Annotated in this window: 22 protein-coding genes; 3 read left to right on the forward strand and 19 right to left on the reverse strand. The window is 55.7% G+C overall.

What is annotated here, in order from left to right:
- Both TA5113_RS08955 and TA5113_RS08960 read left to right on the forward strand, forming a co-directional pair.
- Window positions 1-869: 2-dehydro-3-deoxygalactonokinase (locus TA5113_RS08955; RefSeq protein WP_082638114.1), on the forward strand; the 869-nt coding region annotated here is incomplete at its 5' end.
- Complete coding sequence (locus TA5113_RS08960; protein ID WP_058314768.1) at window positions 866-1474, forward strand: 2-dehydro-3-deoxy-6-phosphogalactonate aldolase; 609 nt, start codon at window positions 866-868, stop codon at window positions 1472-1474. The genes TA5113_RS08955 and TA5113_RS08960, both read left to right, overlap by 4 nt.
- Window positions 1475-1606: 132 nt before the next feature.
- Here the strand turns inward: TA5113_RS08960 and TA5113_RS08965 are convergent, their stop codons facing one another.
- The 15 genes from TA5113_RS08965 to TA5113_RS09030 are packed head-to-tail and all read right to left on the reverse strand — an operon-like array spanning window position 1607 to window position 13103.
- On the reverse strand, window positions 1607-2683 hold the full coding sequence (locus TA5113_RS08965) for a TrbL/VirB6 family protein (RefSeq protein ID WP_058314769.1): 1077 nt from the start codon (window positions 2681-2683) through the stop codon (window positions 1607-1609).
- A gap of 12 nt (window positions 2684-2695) precedes the next feature.
- Window positions 2696-3109, reverse strand: coding sequence for a hypothetical protein (locus TA5113_RS08970; protein WP_058314770.1), 414 nt, complete (start codon window positions 3107-3109; stop codon window positions 2696-2698).
- A complete protein-coding gene (locus TA5113_RS08975; protein WP_058314771.1) occupies window positions 3106-3309 on the reverse strand; it encodes a hypothetical protein in 204 nt (67 codons plus the stop codon). Before TA5113_RS08975 ends, TA5113_RS08970 begins: the two co-directional genes overlap by 4 nt.
- The gene (locus TA5113_RS08980; RefSeq protein WP_058314772.1) at window positions 3306-4292 is read right to left on the reverse strand and encodes an ATPase, T2SS/T4P/T4SS family; all 987 of its coding nucleotides are present in this window, start codon (window positions 4290-4292) and stop codon (window positions 3306-3308) included. Before TA5113_RS08980 ends, TA5113_RS08975 begins: the two co-directional genes overlap by 4 nt.
- 4 nt (window positions 4293-4296) lie before the next feature.
- Window positions 4297-5691 carry a TraB/TrbI/VirB10 family type IV secretion system protein gene (locus TA5113_RS08985; protein ID WP_058314773.1) on the reverse strand — a complete coding sequence of 465 codons (1395 nt, stop codon included), beginning with the start codon at window positions 5689-5691 and terminating at the stop codon, window positions 4297-4299.
- Window positions 5688-6383, reverse strand: coding sequence for a TrbG/VirB9 family P-type conjugative transfer protein (locus TA5113_RS08990; RefSeq protein ID WP_058314774.1), 696 nt, complete (start codon window positions 6381-6383; stop codon window positions 5688-5690). Before TA5113_RS08990 ends, TA5113_RS08985 begins: the two co-directional genes overlap by 4 nt.
- Window position 6384: 1 nt before the next feature.
- Complete coding sequence (locus tag TA5113_RS08995) at window positions 6385-7038, reverse strand: VirB8 family type IV secretion system protein (protein WP_058314775.1); 654 nt, start codon at window positions 7036-7038, stop codon at window positions 6385-6387.
- 10 nt (window positions 7039-7048) lie between these two features.
- Window positions 7049-7858 (reverse strand): type IV secretion system protein, encoded by an 810-nt coding sequence (locus tag TA5113_RS09000; RefSeq protein ID WP_058314776.1) that lies wholly within the window; start codon window positions 7856-7858, stop codon window positions 7049-7051.
- Window positions 7858-8946 (reverse strand): lytic transglycosylase domain-containing protein, encoded by a 1089-nt coding sequence (locus TA5113_RS09005; protein WP_058314780.1) that lies wholly within the window; start codon window positions 8944-8946, stop codon window positions 7858-7860. Before TA5113_RS09005 ends, TA5113_RS09000 begins: the two co-directional genes overlap by 1 nt.
- Window positions 8947-9001: 55 nt before the next feature.
- Window positions 9002-9169 carry a hypothetical protein gene (locus TA5113_RS16955; RefSeq protein ID WP_165589402.1) on the reverse strand — a complete coding sequence of 56 codons (168 nt, stop codon included), beginning with the start codon at window positions 9167-9169 and terminating at the stop codon, window positions 9002-9004.
- The gene (locus tag TA5113_RS09010; protein WP_058314777.1) at window positions 9166-11541 is read right to left on the reverse strand and encodes a VirB4 family type IV secretion/conjugal transfer ATPase; all 2376 of its coding nucleotides are present in this window, start codon (window positions 11539-11541) and stop codon (window positions 9166-9168) included. Before TA5113_RS09010 ends, TA5113_RS16955 begins: the two co-directional genes overlap by 4 nt.
- A complete protein-coding gene (locus TA5113_RS09015) occupies window positions 11531-11809 on the reverse strand; it encodes a VirB3 family type IV secretion system protein (RefSeq protein WP_058122135.1) in 279 nt (92 codons plus the stop codon). The genes TA5113_RS09010 and TA5113_RS09015 overlap by 11 nt, the downstream gene beginning before the upstream one ends.
- The gene (locus TA5113_RS09020) at window positions 11802-12095 is read right to left on the reverse strand and encodes a TrbC/VirB2 family protein (protein ID WP_058122131.1); all 294 of its coding nucleotides are present in this window, start codon (window positions 12093-12095) and stop codon (window positions 11802-11804) included. Before TA5113_RS09020 ends, TA5113_RS09015 begins: the two co-directional genes overlap by 8 nt.
- Window positions 12092-12712 (reverse strand): lytic transglycosylase domain-containing protein, encoded by a 621-nt coding sequence (locus TA5113_RS09025; protein WP_058122130.1) that lies wholly within the window; start codon window positions 12710-12712, stop codon window positions 12092-12094. The genes TA5113_RS09020 and TA5113_RS09025 overlap by 4 nt, the downstream gene beginning before the upstream one ends.
- 43 nt (window positions 12713-12755) lie before the next feature.
- The gene (locus TA5113_RS09030) at window positions 12756-13103 is read right to left on the reverse strand and encodes a hypothetical protein (protein WP_058122129.1); all 348 of its coding nucleotides are present in this window, start codon (window positions 13101-13103) and stop codon (window positions 12756-12758) included.
- 231 nt (window positions 13104-13334) lie between these two features.
- Between TA5113_RS09030 and TA5113_RS09035 the strand changes: the two genes are divergently transcribed.
- Window positions 13335-13565, forward strand: coding sequence for a hypothetical protein (locus TA5113_RS09035; RefSeq protein WP_245627145.1), 231 nt, complete (start codon window positions 13335-13337; stop codon window positions 13563-13565).
- A gap of 780 nt (window positions 13566-14345) precedes the next feature.
- Here the strand turns inward: TA5113_RS09035 and TA5113_RS09045 are convergent.
- The 4 genes from TA5113_RS09045 to TA5113_RS09060 are packed head-to-tail and all read right to left on the reverse strand — an operon-like array spanning window position 14346 to window position 18180.
- The gene (locus tag TA5113_RS09045) at window positions 14346-15707 is read right to left on the reverse strand and encodes a TRAP transporter large permease (RefSeq protein WP_058122127.1); all 1362 of its coding nucleotides are present in this window, start codon (window positions 15705-15707) and stop codon (window positions 14346-14348) included.
- The gene (locus tag TA5113_RS09050) at window positions 15695-16231 is read right to left on the reverse strand and encodes a TRAP transporter small permease subunit (protein WP_058122126.1); all 537 of its coding nucleotides are present in this window, start codon (window positions 16229-16231) and stop codon (window positions 15695-15697) included. Before TA5113_RS09050 ends, TA5113_RS09045 begins: the two co-directional genes overlap by 13 nt.
- Window positions 16232-16281: 50 nt before the next feature.
- Window positions 16282-17316, reverse strand: coding sequence for a TRAP transporter substrate-binding protein (locus TA5113_RS09055; protein ID WP_072936821.1), 1035 nt, complete (start codon window positions 17314-17316; stop codon window positions 16282-16284).
- 30 nt (window positions 17317-17346) lie between these two features.
- Window positions 17347-18180, reverse strand: a complete 834-nt coding sequence (locus TA5113_RS09060; protein WP_058122125.1) for a PPC domain-containing DNA-binding protein — start codon at window positions 18178-18180, stop codon at window positions 17347-17349.
- Window positions 18181-18270 lie beyond the last annotated feature (90 nt).

Below are 18270 nucleotides of genomic sequence, written 5' to 3' on the forward strand. Positions count from 1 at the left end.
GGACGACGAACCTTCGTGCCTGGCTGATTGCGGGTGACGGCGAGGTGCTTGCGACTTGTCGTTCGGAGTTGGGAATGTCACGTCTCAGGCCCGAAGAATTTGAAGCGGCGTTGATGGAAACTGTTGAAGATGCACTTCGAAGCAATGGACAAATTCCGGTCATCGTTTGTGGGATGGCGGGTGCGAGAGAGGGGTGGAAGGAAGCCCCATACTCAGCCGTTCCTTGCGCTCCACCGGGGCTTAGCGAAGCGGTCACTCCCCAAACAAGGGATGTGCGACTGCAAACGTTTATTATTCCTGGCCTCAAGCAATTGGAACCCGCTGATGTTATGCGGGGCGAAGAAACACAGATCTCTGGCTTTCTTGCCGGACAACCGGATTTTGAAGGGGTGATCTGCCTTCCGGGAACACACACCAAATGGGTCCGTGTTTCCGATAGAACGATCACCGAATTCCACACCCATATGACTGGTGAAATATTTAGCCTGCTTTCGTCACAGTCGGTTTTGCGTCATTCCCTCGGGGGTGAAGGTTGGGATCAGGACGCTTTCATCGAGGCACTGGAAACTGTGATTGAAGACCCAACTAGAATTTCTTCAAGGCTCTTTTCGATCCGAGCGAAGGCACTTTTGAATAACACCGAAGATGCTTATCTCAGGTCGGAGCTCTCAGGATATCTGCTTGGGCTGGAGCTTGGTGGTGTGGGGCGGAAATGGCTCGACCAAGAGACCGTCCTTATTGGAGATTCGCGTCTTGTCGAACTATACAGAGCAGGTCTCAAGATCCTTGGGATCAATGCAATCATAGTCGAAGACAAAGATATCACGCTTTCTGGCCTGCGGCACGCCTATGCGGAGTTGGTAAGATGAGCCGGGCGATTGTCGCAATTCTCAGAGGTGTGAGTCCTGAGGAGGTCGAAGGACTTGGTGGGGCTCTGATCGAGGCTGGGATCAGCAGGATCGAGGTGCCTCTCAATTCTCCGAAAGCTTTCCAGTCCATAGAGCAACTGGCCCGGAAATATGGGAACGTCGCTGAGATTGGGGCTGGTACGGTATTGACGGAAGATGACGTCGAGCGGGTATCCCAAGCTGGTGGTTCTCTGATCGTTTCCCCTAACGCTAATGTTAGCGTCATTCGCCGAACAAAATCTTTGGGACTCAAGTCCTTTCCGGGTGTTCTGTCGCCAACAGAATGCTTTAGTGCCCTTTCGGCCGGCGCGGACGCGCTCAAGTTCTTTCCAGCGTCAATACTCGGTCTGAACGGCTTCATGGCTCTCAAGGCAGTTCTGCCGAAGGATACGCAAACCTTTGCGGTTGGCGGAGTCGGAGAAGCTGACTTTAGCAGCTGGATATCCGCGGGCGTGACAGGTTTTGGGATCGGGACGGCTCTCTTCGTGCCAGGTCTGACTCAAGCAGAAGTAGAAAAGCGCGCCCACGCGCTGGTAAGCGCTTATGATCGTTCAAAATCCTCTTGATACAAATCGCCTTTGCGGTAACTGTAAACATCTTTAGTTTACAGAAAAAAGGTTTCTTGGGCGGACGATGAACCTATGAAACTAGGTGTTGACGCCACATTGGACGATTCTGTCGAGTGCCCGTATTGACCCTCATCGTCTCCCCAACCTTCCCAGCCTCGCCAGTTGCGCCAACATCTGAGACCCGGTCCCTGGTGACCCTGAGCCACTTGCCTGACCAGTTTGTCCCATCCCTTGCCGCACAGGCATCTGCTGTGCCCCGAAGAACTGCCGCGCCCTGAGGGCTGCATATTCCGCGCCGCGTGCCCCACCGATCAGGTAGCGGTTGTAGGCTTGCTGATTACCCATGGCCGCGCGTGCAAATCCATAGCTTCCGCCCAAGCCGCCAGACAAGGCTGGCATCATGATGTTTCCGGAAATCGCCCGTACAATAAGCGGCGTCGCGACAATGAACCCCTTGGCCATCAACACCATCATGAAGAAGGGGATGAGAGCCCCAATGTTAGTTGCCCCCTCCGGGTCGCCAAGCTCACCGATCAACGCGGACGAAACCCCAGTTATCGTTGCAAACACACCTGCCACGACAATCGGATAAATCGCAAAGGACACGAGCGCCGATAGCCACCGCGCAAAGTAGTCTTTGGTCACTTCAAACAGCGTCAGAAAAATCATCACGGGCGCGATGCCAATGAGCAGGGCGATCATCAGACGTGACGCGACTAAGATAAACGCCGCCAGCCCGCCCAATATAGAAAGCATCAACACGCCAACGATGTCGAGCATTGCGCCCGCCATCCAGTTGAGTTCCGATCCTGCCGCATTGAGATACTCCCCGAGCTCGGCAATGAGCCGGTCAAATTCCTCCGCAAATGTGCCGGAAGGGCCGGGCACACCGCCGCCCACGGATGCGACGAGCGCCCCGGCAATACTGTCGATCCCTGCGAGGATTGCGGATGAAAATGAGTTGAACTGCACCCAGTTGGTCGCAAATATCCCGATCAACCCAATCTTAATGGCTAGCCAGAACGCCGTTCGCCCGTCCATCGCTTTGTACTGATACATCATGTTCAGAAAGACGAAAATCACAACGACCGTAGTTCCAAGGACGAGCAACGTCCCCACCGTTGCGGCAACAGACCCGAACTGAGTTTCGGCGGCCGTGTCGAGATAGCCTTGGGAGGTTTCAACGAAGTAGGTGACAACGCTCATTTCAGGATTTTCCTACCAATTGCCTGCGGCTTCGCAGATCGCTTGGACCTCTGGTCGAAGTTTATTTGCGCGGCGGTTGTAGGTGTCCGAGGCTTGCAACATGTCTGATCGGTCCGCACCGGCATGGTTTTCTCGGAAGGTGCCTTCGGCAACATCCCAAGTTGGGAAGCGCGTGGCGCAGTCGCAGGATCCTGTCTCTACGACCTGCTCCATGTTCTGTGCCCGATAAATATCCTGGACCAAGACACGCTGGTAGGCGTCTCGCAGCACGATGTTTTGCATCCAATCTGGCTCGTTTGGGCGCTCGGAGCATACATCCGGAATGTTCTCGAGGCTGGGGATTAGATTGCGCTCCGCCAGCAAGGGCGGTGCAACCAGTCCCAAAACAGCCGTGAACCAAGTGAGGCGCACAATCCTATGCTTCATCGCGTGCCTCCTACATCTGCGCCTTCGGAGGTTTCACGTTTCAGGAAAGCCGTGTGCCCGATATTGGCAAATTCAGATGAGCTGATTGAGACAACCTCCCACCCGACCTGGCCCTTTGCATTCAACGCGGTCTGCATCTCGATCAGGTTGTTTTTTCGATCCATCGGGAACATCAGGATCTCGTATTCATAGGTTGTCATGCGGATGCTCCAATCTGTTCCATGCCGGGAAGATAGAATTCGGTGATGCCGCGCGCGCCGTTATGACGCCCGGTTTGGATAATCACGTCGATGGAGTTTTCGATGTATCGAACCATGTCCGCATAGGTCATCGGGATCTCCGTCTTGAGGGCGGCGATCGCCAATCGCTGCACCGCCAATTGCGGGGTTTCGGCATGTAGCGTGGTCATTGATCCGCCGTGACCCGTATTGATGGCTTCCAAAAAGGTCATGGCCTCTTTCCCGCGCACCTCGCCGAGGATGATCCGGTCCGGCCGCATGCGCAGCGTCGCGGTGAGAAGAACATCTGCGGTTTGGAATGCTGTATCGCGGTTGGCGATGAGCGTCACCACGTTTGGCTGGGCGGGCAGAAGCTCGGCTGCCTCCTCGATGGTGATGATCCGCTCCTCAACGCCGACATGGGAGAGAATTTTGCGGGCTGCCACGGTTTTGCCGGTCGAGGTACCACCCGAGACGATCATGTTGAGCCTATTCTCAACGCAAAAGGCCAGCGCATCGTCGATCACGCCGGCTCCCACGATTGCGCGCAATTCTTGGGTTTTCTCCTGCCGCACCTCTTCAAGCTTGCGTTCTTTGCCAAACAGAAACGACAGCTCAATTTTATCGAGGGAAAGGCTTGAGAAAAACCGGAGGCTGATCGACATGGCCGACATGACAGCAGGCGGCGTGATGACCTGCGCGCGGATTGGGCGGTCTTTGTAGGTAATCGAGACCGACACAATGGGCCTGTCCTTGCTCATGGTGGTGTTTGCGCTGGAGGCGATCTGGTTGCCCAGATCTTTGACGGCAGTCTCCGACAGCCGCTGATCCAGCAAACGCATAAAATGATCGCCTTGGAATTCACCCCAGCAGGTGCCGTCCGGATTGATACAAATCTCGATGACATCGTCGCGGGACGCGGCGTCTAGCTTATCAAGTGAGGTTTGAAGATAGCTCAGCGACATCGGATCAAAATATTTCCAGATCGCGGTCGACCATGACGGTGACACGCGCGCCTTGATCGACGTAGATAACGGGACCGATGGAGAGATAATCGCTGATCACACTGTCGGTGGCGTCTGCCAGATCATCGCCAACATTCTCGAGAACGTCTGCTGCGGCTTCGTCTTCGACCGAGGCTGCCGCAGCACTTGGGGCCGCCGAGATCAATGAAATCAGAGCTGCAGAGCCAAAGCGCTCCGCAAAGCGCGTATCGACAAAACCAGTTACGCTGGAACGGCCAAGTTCGTCACCACCAAAGGAACTGATTTGAATGGTTTGATTGTCCGGTAGGATAATCCGGTCCCAAGCGATGGTGACGCGTTGCTGTGCAATATCGACACCTGAGCGATAGCGCCCAATCAGGCGCGACCCGCGCGGGATAAGAAGGCGCGATCCGTCAAAGCTGAAGACATCTTCGGAGACAACGGCGCGGGTTTGACCGGGCAGGGAGCTGTCGAGTGCAGTTTCCATGACAGCCTGAATCATCGTGCCTTGAATGATGGTGTTGGACGGGTTGGCGATCACCTCGGCTTGGGTGACGGAGGTCGGCAATGCGCCGTTCAAGACAAAATCCGTCACCTCGCCGAATGTGCGCTCGGTAAGCGGGGTTTCATTCGCCCCTGATGTTCCGCCAAATGCAATCGTCGGGGACGCGATGCGGCGGTCCTGAAACGCGCGTTCTTCTGCTGCGCGTCGCTCAAGATCAGCCATGCGGCGTGCTTCCTCTTCGCGGCGCAGCCGTTCTGCCTCTCGCGCAAGGAGGTCTTCCTCGGATGGTCCGATAGGAACTGGCGCGGGCACTGGCCGATTGGCCTCAAGTTGCGCCAATTCCAAGTCCATACGGATTTGTTCCAGCTCGCGATCACGCGCCGCCAATTCATCCTGAAACAGCTGTTGGGCTGCCTCCGACGCAGTTTGCAAGGCCGCGATCTGAGCTGTGAGCCCATCAATGGCGTCCGCAGCCGCCGTATCTTCTTCGACGACGGGTTCCGGAGCGTTACGCAATTCCTCGATCTGGGCCTGAAGAGCAGCCAGTTGCGTGAGAAGCTCTGCGTTGGGCTCAGAAGGTGCGGCGGGGGCTACGACAATCTGGCTTTCCGGGGCAAGGGGCGGAGGTATGGCTTCGATCGCACCAAAGCCGTCACCCTCATTTTGAAACACATCAGGTGTGGCTGTTGGCAGAGCCGTTTCCTCATCTGGTCCGGAGACCATGTAGAGAACGGCGCCACCTGCACCAACGAGTGCGACGACGATGAGGGCCAGAAGGGGCGAGCGTCTAGCCTTGGGTGAACCCCCGCGATTTCCGCCCTTTTCTAGTGCGGCGAGGCGTTTTTCGAGCTCTGCGTCTCCGGTATCGCTCATGACGACGCCCCTGCTGGTGGGGTTGCTTGAATGCAAACCACGTCATCCCCGAGCCGCAACACCCACTGCGTGTTCACGCCTGAGACGCGGATCACACCGTCCTCGATGGCCTGCGTGTTTACCGTGCGCTCACGGGCACTGGAATATCGGAAGATGGCTGGCACAGGCGCATTTCGGGGAAACGAGAAATACGTAAACGTCCCATCATCCCAAACGCGCGTCGGGGTGAATTCAGACTGTGAGCTCGCCCCGTAGTTATAGTTCGGGGCTTGCTGGGCAATTGCGCGAGTAGGTCTCGCCTCATCATCAGGATAGCGAAACTGAACCACATAGAAGGTGGGGCTTTGGGTCTCTTGGACGTTGAAATAATAGCTGCGGCGGTTGGTATAGACGGTCACATTGGTATGAACGCCGCGTGCGATGGGCTTGATCGCGAAGGCCTGACCGCCTGGGACGCCATCGATTTCAAAGCCTTCTGTGTCGCCTGCAATGATCGAGCGGATGCTTTCACCTTCACCGAACTCCACCGTTGTCACATGTGTAAGGGAGACGTTGAGGCGATAGACCTCAGCCTCTTGATAGGTTGCGCGCCGGACGCGGCTATCATTGGGCCCTCGTTGCGGAATGGCCTCTGCAATTGCCAAAGCAGGCAGTATCGTCAACAAGAGTGCGATATGAATTACTCGTTGCAAGTCAGTTCTCCAATCTGTCGGAGCGGATGGAATATTCCAAGACTGTAAAGCCGAAGGGGTTGGACCAAACCTGATCAATGGAGCGGCTGGTCTCGGGGCGGAACTCAAACAAAAGCGTGGCAGTGAAAAGGCCGGTCTGAACGCCGTTGATAGAGTTGAGGCGCTTCCGCAGGCGAACCGTGGCGCGATTGATGCCGATCCGGTTGATGCTGAGAACCTCGACATCCAAGCGTCCGTTCGTGCCATAGAGCGTGGGCGGATAGTCTGCATTTGCACTGTTCCAGATTTGGCGCAATGAGGCTTCGGCGGCACCATCTGAACGGCGTAGAACGCTGCGAACCCGGACATCGTTGTCGAGTTGGTTGTAGACCTCGCGATCACTGATGTAGCGGAACACTTCTGCCTCAATGATGGCCTGGTTTTCTGTGACTGTCGTTGCCCCAACAGAAGCCTCCGGCAAGGCAAAGCCGGTCGCGGGATCATAAGGCACCACGACAGGCGGTGGATTGACATCGAGGATTGCGACGGCGGCGGTACTCAGACACCCGAGAATGCCAAAGATGAGGCCAATCAAGCCAAGCCGCTGCCAAAGACGTTCGCGCCGCAGGGCACCGTAGACCAGTTCTTCCTCGATAATCTCTTGTTCACTCGCCACGGATCACACCTCAATCAGCATTGAGATCAGGCAAGGTGAAATCCATGAACCGCTGCTCTTCGGCGATGGTTGCCGCATCGATCACACCACCGGTGCCGTCACCGACGGTTTGAATGGCTTCAAGCTGCCACATGGCGACAAGCGCAATCGCAAGTTCTGCCGTCACGCGCGTGTTAAGATCGACGCTTTCCTTCAACTCATCCATGTCATCGATAAGGCCAACGAGCCGGTCCACGCGCTCAAGCGATTGGCCTGCATCGCCATAGCTGTTTTGCGCTGCGGCCGAGACCAGCGCGCCAGTTGTGGCTTGGGACGCAATCCGGTTGGCGCTCGCGTTCCCGCTGCTGGCCATTTCTGAAAGGGTATCGTCATCAAAACCAAGGTCGGCCAGAACGCGGTCCATCTGGGTTTCGATCTCGCCTGCGCCCGACCCGGACAAACCAGAAAAGTCCCCATTCTTGATGGCCTCGATGGTCGCGATGATATCGCCGAACTCTTGGTCCAAAAGGCCGTTGAGCTCATCCTCCATTTGCGTGCGGATTATTTCTGGAAGTTCGGCCAGGCGGGTGAGCGCTTCATAGGTCCGTTGCAGTTCGGCGAGTTGGTCCGTGAGTGTGGCGAGTTGTTCGCGCAACTGGGTCAGCTGCTCGTTTTGCAGGATCTCGTCTTCGATCATCTGCCGTAGTTGCTGGATGTTTTGGGCAATGTTTTGGGTGTCGACGACGGGTACGCCTTGGGCGAGGGCAGGGTGCGCGAATTGGAGCCCTGCTGCTAATGAGCCAACCAATGCAGTCTTTAATGCCCAATTTGATTTTCGCATTAGTCCAGCTCCTCGATTGTGAAATCCATGAAATCCCCTTCGGCCATACGCGCAGAAACTTGGGCTAGTTCTTCCGCACTCAAGACGCGCGTTCTTGCTGCCTGCAACCGAATGCGAGCTGCGACCAAACGCACAAGTTCTGCGCGGGCATAGGTATTGAGCGCGACGCTTTCTTGAACGTCTTCGGTTTCAGAAATGCGCTCAACAATGTCACGTATCCGCAGGGCAGCCTGGCGGATCGCAGCAGGGGAATTGTTTCCGTAAAACGCGGCACCGTGCCCCGTGATCGAGAGATTGGCGTTGGCCAATAGCGCTGGATCGATTGTTCCCAAGGCTTCGATACCGCCGATCCGGCTGAGATAGAGATTGTAGCGTTCGGGGATGACTGTGACGTAGTGTTGTGTTTCGCGGAACGGGGGCACGCCGCTGTATTCAAACACGCGGCCCGGCCCTGCATTGTAGGCGGCAAGCGCGTTGATGATGTTGCCGTCAAAGGTGTTGAGTTGCGTGGCCAAGTACCGCGCGCCGCCATGTACCTGCAAATAGGGACTGTCATAGTAGGCGGGATTAATGCCGAGGTCGCTTGCGGTGCCCGGCATGATTTGGGTCAGACCGAAGGCACCAACGGGAGAACGGGCACCGATCGTGAAGCGGCTTTCCTGCCAGATTAGGGCCTGCAGAAGGGCGCGCCATTGGACGGGAGAGAGTCCGGCGCGCCCTACGCCTGCAAAGCCGCTGGTCTCTTGAGCGACGCGGATAATGAGTTGTTCGATATTCTGGGCCGCATCGCCGAACATCTGTGTTCCACCGGGATTGGGATCAATGTCGCCAGAGCCATAAACGGCTTCCACCGACCGGGTAGGATCACCACTGCCAGACTCCAAACCGGACACCATTGCGGGCAGGCCTTGGCCTCCAAAGCTGGTTTGCGCGTCGAGAATACGCGCCAGCGTTTCCAATTGTTCACGCTCGATCTCGGCAATGAGTTCGCGCACGGATAGCTTGTCGGCTTGGGTCGCAAGATCGACTTCACGATCACCGGTTTCCACGATGTCGCGTGCGGTCAGACCGTTATCGACCGTTGGCACGCCTTGAGCGACCGCGAGACCGGGCAGCAAAGACACGCAGAGGATATGAGCGAGCTTAGGCAGCAATGTCACCCTCCAGAGTGCCAAGAGGGGTGAAGGTGCAATCGGGATCAACCGGTGCAACTGCCGCAAGGAACGTGAAGCAATTGGCCTGTGGTTCTTGGTATTGGGCGCAGGAGGCAAGCACGCCAAGCGCGGCGAGAAGGATCAGTGGTCGTGTCATTGTAGTCTCCAAAAGTCCGGTCGTTCGCGGTAGTCAGCGCCAACAAGCGCTTCACCTTTTTCCATGCCTCCGAGGATTGTGAGGTTGGGGCCCAATGCGCTGAGATCGGCATCGACAACCACCGAACCGCGATCATCACGGATCAGGGCCAACCGCGAGTTGCTGCCTGTGTTCAGCAACACGTCGAGTTCTTTCTCGAAGAGGTTCAGCATCGCGTAGTCGGACGCGTGGGCGCGGATGTTGGGCAGCAGGATTTGTGTCGGGACCGCCTCGACAATGGTCTTACCGGTGCGAGTTCGTTCCAGCTGGCTGGCATATTGCGTCATCATGACGGCTACGGTGTTTTGCTTGCGCGCCGTCACCAGCCAATTTGAAAGGCGTTCGGCAAAGTAAGCGTTGTCGAGGGCCTTCCAGGCTTCATCAATCACGATGATCGTGGGACGGCGATCTTCGATCTCGCGTTCAACGCGGCGAAACAGGTAGCTGAGCACGGCCATCCGTTCTTTCTCGGACTCGGAATCCAGAATGCCAGTAAGATCAAACCCGACCACATCTCCCTCGAGAGAAAACGTATCTTCCAAGGATTGGCCAAATATCCAGCCATAGCGACCATCGCTGGCCCACTCGAGCAGGCGTTGGTGCAAATCGCCGCCATCATCGGTGGAGACAAAGAGCGAGGCAAAGTCTTTCCAATTACGCAATGCTGGATCGGTGGCGTTCGCGTTCTGGCGCACGACCTCTTGGATGCGGTTGGTTTGAACGGGCGTCAGCGGCTTGTCCGGACGGTAGAGCAGGGTGGCCAGCCAGTCCGAGAGCCAAGCCGTGCCGCGATCGTCAACTTCGGTCCAAAGCGGATTGAGGCCGGTGGCTTGTCCAGCCTTCAATGCTGCATAGCTGCCCCCGTTGGCGCGGACTGCCATCTCCATACCAAGTCGGTAATCAAAGACGAAGATCCGCGCGCCTGCTCGACGGGCTTGGGTCATGAGGAAGGCCGACAGGACGGATTTTCCTGATCCAGGCCGCCCCATGATCAGGGTGTGGCCACTGGTAGGCTCTTTATCGGGCGACCCTTGTTCGTGATAAGAGAACCGATAGGCACTTTGCTCGGGCGTCGGGAGCATGGTGATCACCTTGCCCCAAGGCACGTCATCGGCCTTCTTGCCGAGTTGTGTGCGGTGGAACGCTGCGAAATCTGCAAAGTTACGGTTGGTGATGGCGCTGGCGCGGACGCGCTTGGGCTGATTGCCGGGGTGTTGGCTGAGGTAGTGCGCTTTCGCCGCAACCCGTTCACCAATCATCTTCACGCCTTCAGCAGCGGCCGCATTGACGATCTCGGCGCTCAGCGTTTGCAGTTCATCTAAGGTGTCGCAGAGGATCGTCACAACCATGTGGTGTTCGCCAAAGCTTTGTCGCTTTGCTTCAAGATCATCGGCGGCGATGTCGAGCGCTTCCATCAGTGACAATGCAGCGTCCTGTGACGCCTGCATCTGTCGTTTCTGGCGCTTAATCCGTCCGGCCATGAGGTTGGAATTGATTGGCGTGAACGAATGGGTGACGATCATGTCGACTGGCAGATTGAGCATGTCGAACATCGTGCAGGATGTGGCCTCGGAGTATTCGCCGATGGTGAAACTTTTGCCATAGCGGTGGCCTACGACGCCTTCTGACAGCTCAAAATGATCTTCCAGGAATGTCACTCGGGTGTTGGCGACGTTAAACGACAGGAAACCGTAGGTGCTCGCCGGAAAGAGCGGCAGTTCCTGACCGGTATTGAGCGCCCCGAGGAACCCAACCAACTCGCCAGACTTCGCCGACAGCACGCGCGGTTTGAGATCGGCCAGCCCCGAGGCAAAGACATTCACGGCCTCGTTCAGCCGTCGAAGGCGTTTTTGAGTTTCTTCTTTGAAGCGCTCAGGTGCACTACGATTGAGAAACGGGAGAAAGCTCTTGGAGGGCGGACGGTGCATGACTGTGAGAGTCAGTGTTTTGTCGCGCAGCCCGCTGGTCGCCAGCTTCTTTCGCCACTGGCGATCTACTTCGCCTGCAAAGCTCTCGTCGCGCACGGGTTCAAGCTCCGGCGCAATCGCCTTTGAGACTTTATGTACATAATAGCTGAATTCTGGACCTAGCTGGGCGACGATACGGGCAAAGAGGGACGTGACCTTGTCGAGGTAGGCATCATCAGTTGTATAACTGTTGACCCCATCCAAGCGGATGCATTGGAATAATTCGTTCACCCGCGTGCGCACCGTTTGGTCATCGACCAAACTGACATAGGGCAGCATATGCGCGAGGCGGATTTCTCGGGCATACCACTCCGGCGTCAGGGTGCGGGGGTCGACGGCCTCGTAGCTAGTTTCATCACGGGGCATAACTGTCCCCACCATGGATTGGCCGGTTTCGGGTGGGCGGTGTTTCCTGCAGCGCCGTCATCATCACATCGATAAAGCGGGGATCCCAATCGGCCGCTTTCCAAAGGACGGGATAGAGCACGATCGCAACCCCAAGGATCACGATGTGCTGGACCCATACGAACAGCAGCACCGAGCCGAAGAGCCAGACCATCGCATACATGATGGGCAGGCCCAGAAGCTTGGGTGGGCGCACAAGGCCGAGAAAGAGGGGCGAGCGCTCAGCCACCAGCAAAGACTGCGGCTACGATTGTGGGGGCAGCCGCAACACCGGCGATGCCGACGAGTACCCAGAGTGCTTGGCGCAGATCGATGATGTTGAAGAACCAGCTGAGAAAGACGCCAAGCACGGCCAGCGTGGCGATCACGACGCCGAGTGGACCTGTCAGCGCATCGACGATGCCCTGTAGCAAACTTTGAATTGGGGAGAGGTCAATGCTTTGGGCGAGGGCGGGGTCTGCAATCAGTAAGAACAGCGCCAATGATGCCGTGAACAGGGATGTAAATTGTCTCATGGGTTGGTTCCTTCCAGACGTGCGACTACCGCCATGACGCGGGCCACATGATTTTGGGTTTCTCGGTAAGGGGGGATGCCGCCATATTGGCGCACAGCGTCGGGGCCGGCGTTGTAGGCGGCCAAGGCAAGACGCGGATCGCCGAATAGCTCCAGCATCATCGCGAGATAGCGAGCTGAGCCGTCAAGGTTCTGCAACGGATCGCGCGGGTCAACGCCAAGATCGCGGGCTGTTGCTGGCATCAACTGCCCAAGGCCAATGGCCCCTGCACTAGAAACCGCGTTCTGTCGGTAGGCGCTTTCGATTTCGATATTGGCACGAAAGAGCGTGAGCCAATCAGAGACCGAAAGCCCCGCTCGGCGTAGGCCGGAATGGCTGCCGTAGCGCAGTGCTGTGGCCTCAATCGCTGAAAGAACGTCTGCGCGGGGCAGGCGCGCGCGCGGCGCAATGGCCGCAATGCGGGTTTCTTCTGTTGCTGCAACAATATCAGGTTCATCAAATATCGCGAGCGCATCGGCCGCCGTACTTTGACCCACACCGTCGTTGTAGTTCCGGGCAAAGCTGTTTTGGGATTGCTTGGCGGTCAGTGAGCCGTCGCTCTCCATGACCAGAACCATTTGGGCTACCGCAGGTGGCGCAAGCAGCCAAATGAATAGAAGGTTAGTCGCTGCTGCCTTTGATGGCCGCTGCAAGCTTGTGCGTAGTTCGCTGGCCCTCTTCGAGCGGAACATCGGCATGCGAGAAGCCGATTCCAACCAAGAAGGACACGACGCCTGTGATGGTTTTGAATTCACGGATCTTGATGTCACTCGTTGTGTTACGCGCAGTAACCAAGAGCTTTTCCATGCCATCGTCGGAGACAGCACGCATAATCCAGACCCCGTAATAGCTGGGACCCTTCTTATGTGCGGACTCTTGGCAGAGGATTTCAGCGCTATAGCCGTCCTCCACGAGTTCGCGGAATCTAGCTTCCGTGACCACATTTGGTGCTTCGATTTCCCAGTTCATTGCCCGGCTCACGCTTTCTTCAAAGGCGTAACCCTAGGCATTCTTACTTGAAGCCCAGAGATACGATAGTATATTAATATCCACAAGGTATATTTATGTGTTGTGGCTGTAGTTTAGTTGCGCACCCATTAGGCATGCACAATGGATTCAATCAAGGAAATATGGGGTGCAGGAAACCTCCGGTTGTGCAGTTCTACCGCTACGTGGGCTATAGTTTTGTGGGTCGCCTCGGTGAGCGGGGCAGGGGCTGAAACCTGCATAGCCCCAGTTCGGCCATTTGTTCCAAGTGAACCCAAATCGGTTCAGGAGTACCGGGACCTCATTCAGCGAGACTTCGAAGCTTATGTCCAAGACATTCAGGAGCACTTCCGCTGTCTGGGTGACGAGAGAGCACGTGCGTTCGAAGAGGCACGCGAAGTCAGCGACGAGTACGGGCAATTTCTGGATCGCGCAGCGCAATGAATTTTCCTCTTATGTGAACTTGAGAATGCAAACACGCAAGCACCCCCAAATATCTAAAATTTAGATAATCTATATTGTAGATTAGCGCTGTCACACGAGGTTTCTGACGCGTGGCAAAGACTATCAGAAGTTCAGGGCATGAAGCGCTGCATGCAGCTTTGTTTGCGGCGACGAATTTGGCTGCAATGATGCAAGCTCAATTGGCTAAACTGTCATCAATCATTTGTAGTTCGTGTGGAAAGTGGCCAGAGAAGGATTGATGTGATAGAGTTGATTGTGATCCCGCGCGCGATTGGTATTGCAACAATTGATCTTGTTTCGATTGCGGAAGCGGCAACACGACCGGACCATTTTGGCGGAACGGTCATGCGGTCTAGGGATGACATTGGGTTGGCGACTTCAACCGATCGACAGGAAGCTGAGATCGAGATTTTTGCGTCTCTCTCCAGGTAACCATTCCAAATTGACTTTGAGTCCGCGCTCGTTGAACCAGAGTGGGCTAACTTCGCCTGTTTCCCAAAGGATTAATAATCCGACCAATTCGTGATGAGAACCTGCTCGCAATCTTGCTACGGTCTTGCCTTCTATGTTCTCGGATACAGGCATCCCAAAGATCCACTTTGTGTCTAATAATGTATTTCGAAGTGCGCGATTTATTGGCTTGCGGCAAAAGTGACACTGAGCAGTACCTCCGGGTGCAATCCAAACAGACTCTGCCGAAACGTTTGGCAAAGCCTGTCGGTAGTCTACAGAAAGGAGCTATTGGACCGAAAACGTCTGCTATAACACAGCATTCGGCAACCACAGTACAAGCCACGGCTGCCACGTAATCAAGGCCAATACGATGATCTGCAAGAGCACAAACGGAATGATACCTCGATATATTTGCTTGATCGTAACAAGATCACCCGCCGCCCCTTTAAGAAAGAACAGGGCAAAACCGAACGGTGGCGTAAGAAACGAAGTTTGCAAGTTTACAGCCATAAGTACGGCAAACCAATAGATCAGGTCTTCCTTGGCGACGTGATCGCCAAGGTCCATCAACCCGACAATTGGGGCGACGATCGGCAACATAATAAGCGTGATTTCAATCCAATCAAAAAAGAACCCAAGCGCGAATATCATCAGCATCAGCATCGCCAAGATGCCCCAGTCGCCCATGTCGAGACTGCGGGCGGTTTCAACAATAAAGTGCTCGCCGCCGATGATGCGAAAGACATAGGCGAAACCGGTGGCGGTGATGAAGATGAAGAACAACATGGCCAACGTGCGCACGGATCCATCCATCGCCTCGCCCAGCATAGCAAGGCTTACCCGTTTCCGGATGCAGCCCAGCAAAAGTGCACCAAATGCCCCGACGGCTGCCGCCTCAGTGGGTGTCGCGATCCCACCAAGAATCGAGCCCAACACCGCTGTGATCAGGACAAACGGCAAGGCAAAAGACAAGGACGCCTCGCGCCAAAGCCCCTTCCTTTCGGCGTTTGTCAGCGGCGGAAGAGGTGGCGCTTTGCTTGGGTTCATGGTGGCTGTGATCACGATATAGATCATGTAGACGACCGCCAGAACGAGGCCGGGAACCAAAGCTGCAATGAAAAGTTTCGCCAAGTTGATCGTCAATATGTCACCCATAAAGACGAGCATCACAGACGGCGGGATCAAGATGCCCAATGTGCCGGCAGAGACGACTGCGCCGCTCGCCAATTCAGCCGAGTAGCCGCGCTTTAGCATTGTGGGCAACGCCATGACTGTGAGCATCACAACGGATGCGCCAATGATACCGGTAGCGGCTGCCAGAATTGTCCCCATAGCTGTCACCGCAAGTGCTAAGCCTCCAGGCACTCCGCGCAAAAGCTTTTGCAAGGTTAGTAAAAGGTCTTCTGCTATCCGGCTTTTTTCAAGCACGACACCCATAAAGATGAACAACGGTGCTGCGATGAGAACCTGATTTTCAATGGAGCCGCCAAAAATACGGTTTGGCAAGAGTGAGATCTGCACCAATCTCATCTCGCCCAAGGAAATCGCGATAATACTGAAGACAACAGTAATGCCGCCCAAGACGACGGCGACGGGCAGACCAGAAAACAACCCCAAAACGAGGCTGCCAAACATGAGTGCTGGAAGCACTTCGATCAGGAATTCCATAGGGGTTCTTTTCGGTAGGGGGACACGTTTTGCCCGCGCAGGGCGGCGACAGATCGGATGAGCACGGACCAGGCTCCCATCAGAGCGATGAGCGCAGACAGGGGAACTGCTGATTTGATAATCCAGCGATGATCAAGACCCAGTCCTCCCGATGAACTTTCGCCACGAACAAAGGATCGGTGCGCAAAATCGACGCCGTACCACAGGATGACCAACAAGAAGGGAGTCAGCAAAAGGACAATTCCCACGATCTCAAGCTTCATCTTTGTGCGGTCCGAGAAGCTCTGAGATACAATATCAATGCGCACATGGGAGTTGCGGGTGTAGGCATAGCCGAACCCCAGCATGACAATCGCGCCGTGGATGTGCCATTCAAGTTCTTGCAATGCGACAGAGCCGGTGTTGAAAAACTGACGCCCTATTATGTCGTAAAGCACGACAAACGTGAGAACGAAGAGTAAAAGACCCGCCAGCCGTGCAGCGTAATGGCAGATCCGCTCAAAGAGATGTGCGATTTTCAGCATTTTATGTTCCAAGTTGACGGGGGCTTGGAGACGCCCCCGCCTCGGCAGTCTTAGTCTAGGTAACCAAGATCAGCCCAAGTTGCGTAGTCGGCACGGAAGGTCGTGATGCTGTCCCACACGCGAGCGAAATCGGCGTCTGCTGCTGTGCGTTCGGCCAATACCTCGTCCCAGCCGCCTCGGAAGGCCGCGAGCATTTCATCGTTCCATTGGTGAACGGTGACGCCTTCGGCCTCCAACTGTGCAAGTGGTGCAAGCTGGATCGACTCACCTTCGGCGATGGTCAAGGCGACGTTGGCTGCGCAGACTTCTTGGATTGCAGCACGGTGGCTGTCATCCATGCCGTCCCAAACGTCTTGATTGACGATGAATGTGATAAGAGAGCTTTGCTGGTGCCAGCCCGGGAAGTAGTAATGGCTGGCGTGCTCTTGCATCCCAAGTTGTAGATCAAGCGCTGGGAAGCTGATTTCAGCCGCATCAAGCGTTCCGAGGTTCAGACCAGTTACGGTGTCACCAACGCCCATGGATTGCGCCTGCGCGCCAAGCTTTTCAAGGACAGATGCCCCAAGGCCAAAGATGCGCATTTTCAGGCCAGCAAGATCGTCAGGGCTTTCAATCGGCTCCGCAAACCAACCAGAAGCTTCGGGTGCCAGCATCGTGCACAGCTCTGTGTGAATGCCGAAAGGTGCTGACAGTTCCGCCCAGAGCTCTTTGCCGCCACCTTGATACCACCAAGCTGTATATTCAACGGCGTCAGGGCCGAACGGGAAGGCGGTGAAAAGGGGTGCTGCCGGGATCACACCTTCGGCGAGACCGGGAGTGTACCAACCGGCAGCAATCGCACCGGTTGAAACCGCGTCGAGAATTTCGTTAGTGGGAACCAGGGCACCGGGGTCGTGATAAACGATCTCAATCTCGCCGCCCGTCAAGCGTCCGACACGTTCGGCCAAATCAACACCTGCGGTGCCCAGCACGGGCAAAGTTTGTGGCACATAAGCCTGCATATCGAGCGTTTCAGCCTGTGTGCCCCCTGCGGCGACGCAAAGCGCGACCGCACAGGTTCCAGAAGTCAGTTTTGATATAGTCATGGTTTTCCTCCCTAAATGACTCTCGTGTTCTCAGTGCTGTGTTCTCCTGAGAATGAGTTCTGCTGTTATCAACACAGCATTTTCACCACGCACCAGACGCCCCTTTTGAATTGGCGTTCCTTCTAATCCGACGATGATAATTTCCGGTGGTAAGGCCGACGTACCAGCTGCAGCCTTTTCTATTAGAAACTCGGTTGGCTGCGGTGAAAGACCTGCCCCACCCTCAAGGGTGACACCGTTCAAACTTCCTAGCCCGTAAACTTGTGCAGAGTCCCATCCCAAGCTCATGCACGCATTATCAATTGCTGTCGTAACATCCTGATTTGGCATCAAACGCAAAGCTGCGAGATCACCCTGGCTCGGCGTGGTTTCAACTGCGTGAAACAGATCAAATTTCGTTTCGGCGTCGGGGCGGCGATCAAACATAGCTCCGTCAATCGCCAAGCCTTTCGCGGTAACTGGTTTGGACAACCGGGTTTCACCTGCAAGAATATGACCAGCTAAGAGTGGGCCTTCGGTTGGCCCCCAAAGACCATGGCCATGAAGAAAGAACGCACCCTCGTGCTGTCCAACCATCATACCAATCCGCTCAATACGGCCTTGCTCGAACTGCCGCGTTGCAGAATACCAAGCTGCGCGCTCTTGCCCAGAGTCGATGACGGGGCCGACATAAGACAGCGTACTGACCGGCGCATCAGCGCACTCAAGCCATGCCCCGTCGATGCCCAAAGGCGATAGGGCTTGTTCTACTGATTGCATCAGAGGAATATCTGCAGCCAGTGTAACTTCGATCTCATGTCCTGCGCAGGGCACAAGATCACAGCGTGTTGCCCGAACCGGGCCAGGATGTTTGACAAGCTTCATGCGTCTTCTGGCTCGTACATAACGCCCGCCGACATGAACCCGCCATCAATGGCGAGAGTTTGACCCGTGACGAACGACGATTGGTCACCA

Source organism: Cognatishimia activa, from assembly GCF_001458335.1.
Lineage (GTDB): Bacteria > Pseudomonadota > Alphaproteobacteria > Rhodobacterales > Rhodobacteraceae > Cognatishimia > Cognatishimia activa.

Bases quoted from the DNA above. Each gene is read 5' to 3' on its own strand.
- TA5113_RS08965 (WP_058314769.1), bottom strand. From the start codon at position 2,683: ATGAGCGTTGTCACCTACTTCGTTGAAACCTCCCAAGGCTATCTCGAC.
- TA5113_RS08960 (WP_058314768.1), top strand. From the start codon at position 866: ATGAGCCGGGCGATTGTCGCAATTCTCAGAGGTGTGAGTCCTGAGGAG.
- TA5113_RS09055 (WP_072936821.1), bottom strand. From the start codon at position 17,316: ATGACTATATCAAAACTGACTTCTGGAACCTGTGCGGTCGCGCTTTGC.
- TA5113_RS09050 (WP_058122126.1), bottom strand. From the start codon at position 16,231: ATGCTGAAAATCGCACATCTCTTTGAGCGGATCTGCCATTACGCTGCA.
- TA5113_RS09010 (WP_058314777.1), bottom strand. From the start codon at position 11,541: ATGCCCCGTGATGAAACTAGCTACGAGGCCGTCGACCCCCGCACCCTG.
- TA5113_RS09030 (WP_058122129.1), bottom strand. From the start codon at position 13,103: ATGAACTGGGAAATCGAAGCACCAAATGTGGTCACGGAAGCTAGATTC.
- TA5113_RS09020 (WP_058122131.1), bottom strand. From the start codon at position 12,095: ATGAGACAATTTACATCCCTGTTCACGGCATCATTGGCGCTGTTCTTA.
- TA5113_RS09000 (WP_058314776.1), bottom strand. From the start codon at position 7,858: ATGCGAAAATCAAATTGGGCATTAAAGACTGCATTGGTTGGCTCATTA.
- TA5113_RS09025 (WP_058122130.1), bottom strand. From the start codon at position 12,712: ATGGTTCTGGTCATGGAGAGCGACGGCTCACTGACCGCCAAGCAATCC.
- TA5113_RS09045 (WP_058122127.1), bottom strand. From the start codon at position 15,707: ATGGAATTCCTGATCGAAGTGCTTCCAGCACTCATGTTTGGCAGCCTC.
- TA5113_RS08970 (WP_058314770.1), bottom strand. From the start codon at position 3,109: ATGAAGCATAGGATTGTGCGCCTCACTTGGTTCACGGCTGTTTTGGGA.
- TA5113_RS16955 (WP_165589402.1), bottom strand. From the start codon at position 9,169: ATGACACGACCACTGATCCTTCTCGCCGCGCTTGGCGTGCTTGCCTCC.
- TA5113_RS08985 (WP_058314773.1), bottom strand. From the start codon at position 5,691: ATGAGCGATACCGGAGACGCAGAGCTCGAAAAACGCCTCGCCGCACTA.
- TA5113_RS09060 (WP_058122125.1), bottom strand. From the start codon at position 18,180: ATGAAGCTTGTCAAACATCCTGGCCCGGTTCGGGCAACACGCTGTGAT.
- TA5113_RS08980 (WP_058314772.1), bottom strand. From the start codon at position 4,292: ATGTCGCTGAGCTATCTTCAAACCTCACTTGATAAGCTAGACGCCGCG.
- TA5113_RS08975 (WP_058314771.1), bottom strand. From the start codon at position 3,309: ATGACAACCTATGAATACGAGATCCTGATGTTCCCGATGGATCGAAAA.